Raw genomic sequence first — 10,557 nt, forward strand, 5'->3', positions numbered from 1 at the left:
CCCACCCATCAAGGAGCCGCGCCCACCACCCGCCACCCCCTGACCTCCCCCCACCCTAGCCCCGCCCAGCTCACGCCCTCTCCGGTCGCCCTCCGGCCGCCCCGCCCCCGGCTCGACCCCCGCCCCAAACACCCGAAAAGAGTGAACATCCCACCAACGGAGGCCACTTGACCAAGGCGCGCCCCCACCCTCCGACCCTGCCAAGAGCACGGCACCCCCAGGTCACCGCCCCCACGGCGGCCCTCCCCGGCCAGGGCCGATACCCCGCACACGCAGCCGGACCAGGGGTGTCCCGGCTGCGTGCGGTTCGTTGGTCTCCTCGTCGGTGCGGGCCGGGCGGCTCCGTGCGGGCGTACGAGTGCGAGACAGCGACAGCGGAGACGCGACACAGCGGAGACGGGGGTGCGATGGCGGGGGGTGCGAGGAGGCCCGTCGCTCGGCCGGGCGCGGACCGGCGCACGGGCACGGCGACGGTGACGGCGACGGACAAGAGCAGGAAGCCGGACACGGGCGACAACACGACCCCACAACGGGGCCGCCGCCTGCGGACGTTCACCACAGGACTGAAACTTCCCCTGTTCGCGGCAGTGTTCATGGCGGTGGCCGTGGCGACCGGGGGCTGTGGGCTGGTGGGGGACGGGAAGCAGGCCGAGGAGATCGTCCAGGTCACGCCGGACGATCGGGCCCGCGGGGTGTCGCCGGGTGCTGCGGTGCGGGTTTCCGTGGCGGAGGGGCGGTTGCGCAGTGTCCGGCTGGTGCGCAGGGGCGATGGCGCCGAGCATCCGGTGCGGGGGCGGATGTCCGCGGGCGGGCGTGTGTGGCGGCCGTTGGCGCGGGACGGGGAACTGCACGGCGGGCGCGGGGCGTTGGAGCCGTCGAGCCGGTACAGCGTGCAGGTGGTGGCGGTGGGGGCGGACGGTGAACGGATCGCCAGGAACACCACGTTCACCACGAAGGTGCCGAAGCACCGGTTCATCGGCTTCTTCCGGCCGGAGCACCGGCAGACCGTCGGCACCGGCATGATCGTCTCGCTGGACTTCAACCGCCCGGTGACCGACCGTGCCGCCGTGGAGCGGGCGGTGCGGGTGACGGCAGAGCCCAGTGTTCCGGTGGCCGCGCACTGGTTCGGCGGCACCCGGCTGGATTTCCGGCCGCGGGAGCCCTGGCGCCCCGGTACGCGCGTCACCTTGGATCTGCGGCTGCGCGGGGTGCGGGGGGCGCCCGGTGCGTACGGGGTGCAGCGCAAGAAGGTGTGGTTCCGTGTCGGCCGCGATCAGCGCACCACGATCGATGTGGCACGCCGGGAGATGACGGTGGAGCGCGACGGCCGGCGGGTGTCGACGGTGCCGGTCACGGCGGGCACGCCGGAGAACCCGACCTACAACGGCACGATGGTGATCAGTGAGAAGTACGACGTGACCCGGATGAACGGCAGCACCGTCGGCTTCGGCGGCGAGTACGACATCTCCGATGTTCCGCACGCCATGCGGCTGACCACCAGCGGCACCTTCCTGCACGGCAACTACTGGGCGCGGTCGGGGGTCTTCGGCCGGAAGAACACCAGTCACGGTTGCGTCGGCCTGGAGGACGAGAAGGGCGGCAGCGACCGCTCGCCCGCGGGGCGGTTCTTCCGGGACGCGCTCGTCGGTGATCTGGTGACCGTGCAGGGCTCGCGGTCCGAGAAGGGCGCTCTCGAACGCACCGTCGCGCCGGACAACGGGCTCGGCGGATGGAACATGTCCTGGGAGCGGTGGACGGCCGGATCCGCTCTGAACTGACCGCTCTTCGACGGCTTCGGGCCGTTCCCTGGTGGTCCGTGGCGACCCGTCCGGCAGTGCCCGGCGCCCGTCGCGCCCCACGGGGCTCTTCCGTGAAACCGCGACCGAACGGTGACCCGTGCGCCGGTCCGCGCCGTCGGTCCGGTGTGGTTATCTAACGGGCGTACGCGCGCCCCCGTGCGGGAAGTGACGCCGGCGGCCCCTCCCGCGCGGGCACGCGGGGCACGAGGGTCCGGCGCGGCCGGGCAGCCGCGTACGGGGATCCGCGGAAGGCGGAGCCCGGGACATGTGGGACGTTCAAGGGGGATGGAGCCGTCTTGGAACACGAGGACGCTCTGCGGGACGCACCGGCTGACGCGCAGCAGGACGCACAACAGGAATCCGGTCGGGAGGGGCGGCCCGAGCCCCACCAGGACCAGAAGCCGCAGGAAGAGCCCCGGCCCCGCGCCGAGAAGGAGCAGCCGGAGCCGGAGCCCGGGTCTCACCGTGAGCCGTCGAAGACGGGTGAGCCCCGAACCGAAGCATCGGCGACGGAGGAACCCGGCGCCGAGATATCGATGGCCGAGGAGCCAGAAGCCGAGGGGTCCACGGCCCAAGAGCCCGCAGCCAAGAAATCCATGGGCAAGGCGTCCCCGGCCAAGGAGTCGACGGGCAAGGCGTCCCCGGCCGAGGAGTCGACGGGCAAGGCGTCCCCGGCCGAGGAGTCGACGGTCACGGCGTCCCCAGCCGAGGAGCCCGGAGCGGAGGCGTCCCCAGTCGAGGCGTCCCCGGCCGAGGAGCCCGCAGCGGAGGTATCTCCGGTCGGGGGGCCCCGAGTCGGGCAGGCCCGGGGTGGGGCCGGGGTGCGGGAGTGGTTCGGGGGGTTGCGGGAAGGTGGGCGGGCGCGGCTCATAGGGGGTTCGGCCGCTGCTCTGGTGGCGGTGCTGGTCGTGCTGCTGCTGACGTTCACCACGTGGTCCGGCGGCGGTTCGGGCGCCAGCGCGAACGGCAAGGGCGGGGACGGCGCGAAGGGCGCGTCCGACGCCTCCGTGTCGATCGCGCCGAAGGACGGCAGTGACGAGGTGGCCACCTCGGGTGCGCTGCGGGTGAGGGCGACGAAGGGCAGGCTCACCCGGGTCCGGGTGGAGGACGGCAAGGGGAACCGGGTCGAGGGCCGTATGGCGGCGGACGGTTCGTCGTGGAAGCCGGACACGCATCTGGCGAGCGGCACCGAGTACACCGTCGACGCGGTCGCCGAGGACGCGGAGGGCCGGGAGTCCGCCAAGCACGCGGCGTTCACCACGTTCGTCCCCGAGAACACGTTCGTCGGCTACTTCACCCCGGAGAACGGGGACACGGTCGGTGCCGGCATGCCGGTCTCCCTCAAGTTCAACCGGCCGGTGACGCACCGCGAGCAGGTCGAGAAAGCCATCACCGTGAGCGCGGATCCGCAGGTGGACGTCGAGGGACACTGGTTCGGCAACCAGCGGCTGGACTTCCGTCCGGAGAAGTACTGGAAGGCCGGTACGAAGGTCACGCTCGACCTGAATCTCAGTGGTGTCGAGGGTTCCGAGGGCGTCTACGGCAAGCAGCGCAAGACGGTGCGGTTCACCGTCGGGCGGCAGCAGGTCAGTGTCGTCGACGCGAAGAAGAAGACGATGACGGTGACGCGGGACGGCAAGGAGATCAAGACGATCCCCATCACCTCCGGCAGCCCCCAGAACCCCACGTACAACGGGAAGATGGTCGTCAGCGAGAAGTACGAGGTCACCCGGATGAACGGGGAGACCGTCGGCTTCGGCGGCGAGTACGACATCAAGGATGTGCCGCACGCGATGCGGCTCAGCACCTCCGGCACGTTCATCCACGGCAACTACTGGACTCCGCAGCCCCAGTTCGGCCAGGTGAACGCCAGCCACGGCTGTGTCGGTCTGTTCGACCGGCGCGGCGGCGGCAGCAACGGCACACCCGGTGCCTGGTTCTTCAAGAACTCGATGGTCGGTGATGTCGTCGAGGTCAAGAACTCGCAGGACGAGACGATCCAGCCCGACAACGGCCTCAACGGCTGGAACATGGACTGGGACGAGTGGAAGGCCCCGCAGTGAGCCGGTGAGCGTCCGCGGGCCCGGTGCTGTGAGCAACGGCACCGGGCCCGCGGCGTGTAACGGCCGTTAACCTGCCGTGCATGACGGCACACACCACAGGCACCGCCGACGGCGGAAACAGCGGGCAGGGCGGGCAGAGCGGACAGGGCGGGCAGGGCTCGCCGGACGCGGGCGTGCGGTTGGAGGTCGCGGACGGCGTCGGCACGTTGCGGCTGGACCGGCCTCCGATGAACGCCCTCGACATCCGGATGCAGGACCGGCTGCGGGAACTGGCCGAGGAGGCGGGGCGGCGCGAGGACGTCCGCGCGGTCGTCCTCTACGGCGGCGAGAAGGTGTTCGCGGCGGGCGCGGACATCAAGGAGATGCGGGAGATGGACCACACCGCGATGGTTCTGCGCTCGCGCGGGCTCCAGGACGCCTTCACCGCCGTGGCCCGGATCCCCAAACCGGTCGTGGCCGCCGTGACCGGGTACGCGCTGGGCGGCGGCTGCGAGCTGGCCCTCTGCGCCGATGTGCGGATCGCCGGGGAGCGGGCCAAGCTGGGCCAGCCGGAGATTCTGCTCGGTCTGATCCCCGGCGCCGGCGGCACCCAGCGGCTCTCCCGGCTCGTCGGCCCCGCCAAGGCAAAGGATCTGATCTTCACCGGGCGTCAGGTGCGGGCGGCGGAGGCCCGGGAGATCGGGCTGGTGGACCAGGTCGTCCCCGACGAGGAGGTCCACGAGCAGGCGCACGCCTGGGCCGCGCGGCTCGCCCGCGGGCCGGCGCTGGCCCTGCGCGCCGCGAAGGAGTCCGTCGACTTCGGGCTGGAGGCGGACATCGACACCGGGCTCGCCATCGAACGCAACTGGTTCGCCGGGCTGTTCGCGACCCGCGACCGGGAGACGGGCATGCGCAGCTTCGTCGAGGAGGGGCCGGGCAAGGCCGTCTTCGACTGACCGCGGCTGACCGCTCACCGGCGCCCGTGCGGGGGACCGGGCGCGCCCGTGGCCGTTCCCACGGTGGGAGGAGGCGGTTTCCGGCGAATTCCCGTGCCGTCCCCCGGTGAAGCGGTAGCGGTCACGCCGTCCGTGATCACCCGCGTACTCGTTGTCACCGCAGGTCAGCCGGGTGCCCCGGGCCGGGTTCGGCTCCGGGGCGCCGCGCTGTGCGGTGCGCTGCGGCCGGGGTGCGCGTCCGCGGATGCCCGAGAACCGTCCCCCGGGTGCCCGGGTGGCGCCATGATGGGGGGCATGGCGGGTGAGCAGAGGGATGCCGCGGGGGTGGCCGATCCGACGACGGAAGGCCCTGCCGGGGCCGGGCCCGGCAGGGGGCAGCCGGCTGCGCCGGGCGAGGCGCAGGGCGGTGTCCTGGGCCGGGTCGGCGACCCGGCGGCGCGGGAGGTGACCCTTCCCAACCGGCCCGAATCCGCCCGGCTAGCCCGGCAGTTGACCGACACCGTGGTGCGGACGCGGTGGGGAATGTCCGCTCAACTGGCCGAGAACACCGTGCTGTTGGTCTCCGAACTCGTCGGGAACGCCGTGCGGCACACCGGCGCGCACGCGATCGGGTTGCGGATGCTGCGCCGGTCCGGCTGGTTCCGGATCGAGGTGCGGGATCCCTCGCGGGGGTTGCCGTGTCTGTTGCCCGTCGACGCGCTGGACACCAGCGGGCGGGGGCTGTTCCTCGTCGACACGCTGTCCGACCGGTGGGGGGTCGATCTGCTGCCGCGCGGCAAGACGACCTGGTTCGAGATGCGCTCCTGACCCGCCGGCCCGCCGGCCCGCCGCGTCCGGGCCGGCAGGCGGAGCGGCTCAGTCCGCCTCGGCGGCCATCGGTTTCGGGATGAGGAAGGAGGCGGCGAAGGCGACGGCGAGGAGGACCACGCCGGCGATCATGCCCGCCGCGTACCCCGTGGTGGAGGAGCCGTCCTCGGGCAGGGCCGCCGTCTGCACGGCGTAGATCACCGCGAAGCTCAGGCCCGAACCGAGGTTGAAGGCACCGGCGTTGAGGCCCGGCAGGAAGCCCGGGTTCTCCTTGGGGGAGAGCACGATGCCGAGCCCGTTGAGGACGATGTTGGCCACGCCCGCGTAGGCGACGCCGACGAGGAGCGAGGCGGCCAGCAGCAGCCACCGGGAGTGCACGTCCAGGGTGAGCAGCATCAGGACGACGGTGACCGTCGCGCCGATCAGTCCGGCGCGCAGGATGCGGCCGTAGCCGTGGGTGGCGGCGAGCCGGCCGGCGAGGGGGCCCATGGCGAGCCCGGCGAGTGCGTAGGGCGTCAGCGTCCACCAGGCGGACTGTTCGGCGGACATGCCCAGGCCGGCCTCGGCGTCCTGCGCGAACGCGGGCAGCAGGCCGTTCATGACGGCGAAGACGCCGGTCATGGTGAGCACGGTGGTCAGCAGCGTCGCCCAGGTGGACCGGCGGCGCAGATGGCGGGTGGCCACCAGCGGGTGCGGGCTGCGGTCCTGGGCGCGCCAGAACAGCGCGAAGGCGATCCCGGAGACGACCACGAGGCCCGCGGCGAGCGGCCAGTCGGCGGCGCCGAGCTTTCCCGCCTCGTTCAGCGCGATGAGCATGGCGCCCACGGAGACGACGAGCAGGAGGACGCCGGGCCAGTCCATGCGGGTGCCGGAGGCGGCGCGGGATTCCGGGGTGAGGGTGGCGACGAGGACGGTGCCGACGGCGGCGACCAGGGCCATGGCCCAGAACACCGAGCCGAAGCCGTGGTGGTCGGCGAGGTAGCCGCCGGCGAGCGAGTCGATGCCGGCGATGCCGCCGTTGACGGCGGTGATGACGCCGAGCAGCGTGCCGTACTTCTTCGGCTCGGTGACCTCGACCCGCAGCATGATCAGGCACAGCGGGACGGTCGGCCCCGAGACGCCCTGGATGACCCGGCCGGCGAACAGCATGGGCACGCTGTTCGCGAAGGCGGCGACGACGCAGCCGAGCGCCATCAGCCCGAGCATCCCGGCGAGCACCTTGCGGCGGCCGACGAGGTCGCCCAGGCGCGGCAGGAAGAGGGAGAAGAGGGCGGCCGAGGTGAAGAACGCGGTCTGCGTCATCCCGATCTCGGCCGAACTGGCGTGCAGGGAACGCTCGATGCTGCTGAGCGCGGGGCTGAGCATGCTCGCGTTCAGCTGGAAGGCGAAGCACGCCACCAGCAGCGCCGTCATCAGCACACCCACCCGTACGGGCCGGCCCTGGCGCAGATGCCCCTCGGGGGCGGCGGACGTGCTGCCGGGCACGGCGGTCACGCCCGTTCTCCGGCTTCTCCGGCTACTTCGGCGGTGGCGTCGGCCGCCGCGCCGACCGTGCCGGAACCGGCTTCCGCCGCCGCCTCGGCCGCGGCCGCGTCGCCGCCCGCGCCGATCCGCTCCAGTGCGTCGACCACCAGGTCCCAGAAGCGGGCGTGGTCGAGGTCGACGGCGACCTGGGTGCGGCAGTCGGCGGGCGCGGGACGGCGGAAGTCGGCGACGGTCATGCCGAGGGTCAGTCCGCCGCGCAGCTCGATGTCGACGGGGGTCCTGCGCACCGTCATCACGTCCGGGTCGATGACGTAGGCGACGGCGCACGGGTCGTGCACCGGCGGGTGTGCGAAGCCCTGGGCCTCCAGATAGGTGGCGCCGAAGAAGTCGAGGAGTTCGCCCACGAACGTGGCGGGGCGGGTGCCGAGCTTCGCGATGCGCTCGGTGACCTCGGGGGTGGCCAGCGCCTGGTGGGTGAGGTCGAGGCCGACCATCGTGACGGGCCAGCGCTCGTTGAAGACGATGTGCGCGGCCTCCGGGTCGATGACGATGTTGAACTCGGCGACCGGGCTCCAGTTGCCCTGGTGGTAGCCGCCGCCCATCAGGACGACCTCGCGCACCCGTTCGGCGATCCGCGGCTCCTTGCGCACGGCCATCGCGATGTTGGTCAGGCCCGCCGTCGGGACGATGGTGATCTCGCCCGGCTCGTGGGACATCACCGTGTCGATGATGAGGTCGACGGCGTGCCGCTCGTCCACCTCGAAAGCGGGCTGGGGGAGTTCGGGGCCGTCCAGCCCGGACTCGCCGTGGATGTCGGGCGCCGTCTCCACCGTGCGCACCAGCGGCCTGGGGCATCCCGCGGCGAACGGCACACCGGTGATGCCCGCGATCCGGGCCACGGCGAGCGCGTTGCGCGTCACCTTCTCCAGCGTCTGGTTGCCGACGACGGTGGTGACGGCGACCAGCTCGACGTCCGGGTTGCCGTGCGCGAGCAGCATCGCGATGGCGTCGTCGTGCCCCGGGTCGCAGTCGAGGATGATCTTTTTGGCCACGGAGAGCCCCTTTGCTCAGCCCTTCCCCGTCGCCCCTCTCGTCGCCCCGGCGGCAGTGCGACGGGCGGCTGGGAGGACACCGGCGGCGGGCGGGCGGTGGGAAAACGTTCTCCCACGACTTTGCGTAGCCGCCCTGTGGATGTCAATGGAGGACTGCGTCACACCGGGACAGAGAGGTCTGTCCCGGACGGAAAGCTGCTGATAACGTTTGCCGATCCTCTGGACCGCCGGACTCCGACGAAGAAGTGGTGGCCGCCCGTGAACCCAGGCTCCGACGTCACACTGCGCGACGTGGCGCGCGCCTCGGGCTGCTCGGTCTCCACCGTCTCCCGGGTGCTGTCCGGCTCCCGGCCCGTCGGAGCGGACGCCGCACGCCGCGTCCGCGAGGCCGCCGAACGCCTCGGCTACCGGCCCAACCAGGTGGCGCGCGCGCTGCGCAGCCGCAGCACCGCCACCGTCGGACTCGTCCTGCCGCAGATCACCAACCCCTTCTACCCGGCGCTGGTACGGGAGTTGACACACGTACTGGACGAGCGCGGCCGGGCCGTGCTGCTCGCCGACTGCGACGACGACCCCGGCACCGAGGCCGCGCGCATCGAGGCGCTGCTGGCCCGGCAGGTCGACGCGCTCCTCGTCGTGCCCGTCGACGAGGAGCGCAGCCGGACCGCCGTCGCCGCGGCGGCCGGGCGGGTGCCGCTCGTCCTGCTCGACCGCAGCTGCGGGCCGGGCATCGCGGACCTCGTCGCCGTCGACAACACCGCCGGCATGGCCCTCGTCCTCGACCATCTCGCCGCGCGGGGCCGCACCCGGCCCTGCTACATCGGCGCCGACGGCACCAACTCGGCCGCCGCCGAACGCCGCGCCGCCTACGAGGTCGGCGCCGCAGCGCTCGGCGCACCGCCCCGCCTCGCCCTGGGCGACTTCTCCGCCGCCTGGGGGCGCGCCGCCGTCGACCGGCTGTGGAACCGGGAGTCCGGCCCGGAACCCGACGCGCTCGTGTGCGGCAACGACCTCATCGCGCTCGGCGCGCTCCAGCGGCTGCGGCAGCTCGGCGTGGACGTTCCCGGCCGCACCGTGGTGACCGGCTTCGACGACATCCCGCCCGCCGACCTCGCGGACCCTGCCGTCACCACCGTCCGCCAGCCCGTGCGGGACATCGCCGTCGAAGCCGTCCGGCTGCTCGAACAGCGGCTCGACGACCCGGCGGCCTTCCCCTGCCGCACCGTGCGGCTCGCACCCCAGCTCGTGATCCGGGCCTCCACCGAGCCCGGAGACCACCCCGCGCACGGAACCGGCGACACCGCTCCGTCCGCCCCCGGACCCACCGGCGGCACAGCCCCCGCCCCGCGGTCCCCCGACAGCCCGTCCGCATCCCACTCCTCGAAGGCAGCACAGTGATTGCAGTCGTCGGAAGCCTCAACCTCGACCTCGTCACCTCCGTACCGCACCACCCGGTGCCGGGCGAGACGGTCCTCGGCGGGGACATCGCCCAGCACCCCGGAGGCAAGGGCGCCAACCAGGCCGTCGCCGCCGCCCGGCTCGGCGGCCAGGTCTCCTTCATCGGCCGCGTCGGCGACGACGACGCGGCCGAGGTGATGCTCGGCGCCGCCCGCGAACAGGGCGTCGACGTCGGCCACATCCAGCGCACCCCCGGCGTTCCCACCGGCCGTGCGCTCATCGCCGTCAGCCCCCAGGGCGAGAACACCATCATCGTCAGCCCCGGTGCCAACTCCCGCCTCACCGCGGCCGACTGCACCGCGGCCGCCGACACCCTGCGGCAGGCGCGGGTCACCGTCCTCCAGCAGGAGGTGCCCCACGAGGCCAACCACGAGGCCGCGCGGCTGTCCGGCGGCACCGTCCTGTACAACCCGGCGCCCGCCGTCGACGGCTTCGAACTGCCCTCCCGCGTCGATCTGCTGGTGCCCAACCGGACCGAACTGGCCGCGCTCGCCGGGCTGTCCTCGACGCCCGGCACCCTCGAAGAGGTGGGGGAGGCCGCGCGGCGGCTGCGGGGGGCCGGGGCCGTCGTCGTCACCCTCGGGGGTGATGGGGTCCTGCTGTGCGAGGGGACGGCACAGCTGCACATTCCGGCGTTTCCCGTGACGCCCGTCGACACCACCGCTGCCGGGGACTCCTTCTGTGGGGCGTTGGCCGTTGCGCTTGCCGAGGGGCGGCAGTTGGAGGAAGCCGCGCGGTGGGCTGCCGCGGCGGGGGCCGTCAGCACCACGCGCCCCGGCGCCCAGCCGTCCCTCGCCCACCGCACCGAGGTCGAATCCCTCCTCAACCCCTGAATCCCCCTTCGCCCTTCCCTGTTGCCTGGGTAGCCCCAACTCGACGCCAACAGGCGCGATATGCGCACGGGGGCGCCAGGGAGCGGGGGTCTCCTAGAGGGGGCGGAGCCCCCTGTAGCGGGGGG

General features: G+C 73.0%; 8 protein-coding genes. 6 read left to right on the plus strand and 2 right to left on the minus strand.

The features are described from left to right. Positions 1-593 precede the first annotated feature (593 nt). The 4 genes from SCA03_RS31470 (at position 594) to SCA03_RS31485 (ending at position 5,604) form a co-directional block, all read left to right on the plus strand. The gene (locus SCA03_RS31470; RefSeq protein WP_141275789.1) at positions 594-1,778 is read left to right on the plus strand and encodes a L,D-transpeptidase; all 1,185 of its coding nucleotides are present in this window, start codon (positions 594-596) and stop codon (positions 1,776-1,778) included. An 863-nt stretch (positions 1,779-2,641) separates the two neighbouring features. Continuing rightward, entirely contained in the window at positions 2,642-3,862 is a 1,221-nt protein-coding gene (locus SCA03_RS31475) for a L,D-transpeptidase (RefSeq protein ID WP_371864024.1), read from the plus strand. Between the two features lie 173 nt (positions 3,863-4,035). Then, positions 4,036-4,797, plus strand: coding sequence for an enoyl-CoA hydratase/isomerase family protein (locus SCA03_RS31480; RefSeq protein ID WP_086817869.1), 762 nt, complete (start codon positions 4,036-4,038; stop codon positions 4,795-4,797). A gap of 294 nt (positions 4,798-5,091) precedes the next feature. Next, a complete protein-coding gene (locus SCA03_RS31485) occupies positions 5,092-5,604 on the plus strand; it encodes an ATP-binding protein (RefSeq protein ID WP_244967127.1) in 513 nt (170 codons plus the stop codon). 48 nt (positions 5,605-5,652) lie between these two features. Here the strand turns inward: SCA03_RS31485 and uriT are convergent, their stop codons facing one another. Together uriT and uriH are read right to left on the minus strand one after the other, a co-directional pair. Then, positions 5,653-7,089 carry a uridine transporter UriT gene (uriT, locus tag SCA03_RS31490; protein ID WP_086817871.1) on the minus strand — a complete coding sequence of 479 codons (1,437 nt, stop codon included), beginning with the start codon at positions 7,087-7,089 and terminating at the stop codon, positions 5,653-5,655. A 5-nt stretch (positions 7,090-7,094) separates the two neighbouring features. Beyond that, complete coding sequence (gene uriH, locus SCA03_RS31495; RefSeq protein ID WP_086817868.1) at positions 7,095-8,141, minus strand: uridine-preferring nucleoside hydrolase UriH; 1,047 nt, start codon at positions 8,139-8,141, stop codon at positions 7,095-7,097. A 258-nt stretch (positions 8,142-8,399) separates the two neighbouring features. On the opposite strand from uriH, the gene SCA03_RS31500 reads away from it, so the two are divergent. Continuing rightward, positions 8,400-9,539, plus strand: a complete 1,140-nt coding sequence (locus SCA03_RS31500; protein ID WP_230989033.1) for a LacI family DNA-binding transcriptional regulator — start codon at positions 8,400-8,402, stop codon at positions 9,537-9,539. Further along, positions 9,536-10,432: a ribokinase gene (rbsK, locus tag SCA03_RS31505; RefSeq protein ID WP_086818399.1), complete on the plus strand. Its 897-nt coding sequence runs from the start codon at positions 9,536-9,538 to the stop codon at positions 10,430-10,432. Before SCA03_RS31500 ends, rbsK begins: the two co-directional genes overlap by 4 nt. Positions 10,433-10,557 lie beyond the last annotated feature (125 nt).

The organism is Streptomyces cacaoi (assembly GCF_006539165.1).
In the GTDB taxonomy this organism is placed as follows: domain Bacteria; phylum Actinomycetota; class Actinomycetes; order Streptomycetales; family Streptomycetaceae; genus Streptomyces; species Streptomyces cacaoi.

What these genes read in the sequence shown, in the direction of transcription:
- SCA03_RS31470 (WP_141275789.1), top strand. Translation starts at nt 594, where the DNA reads ATGGCGGTGGCCGTGGCGACCGGGGGCTGTGGGCTGGTGGGGGACGGG.
- SCA03_RS31485 (WP_244967127.1), top strand. Translation starts at nt 5,092, where the DNA reads ATGGCGGGTGAGCAGAGGGATGCCGCGGGGGTGGCCGATCCGACGACG.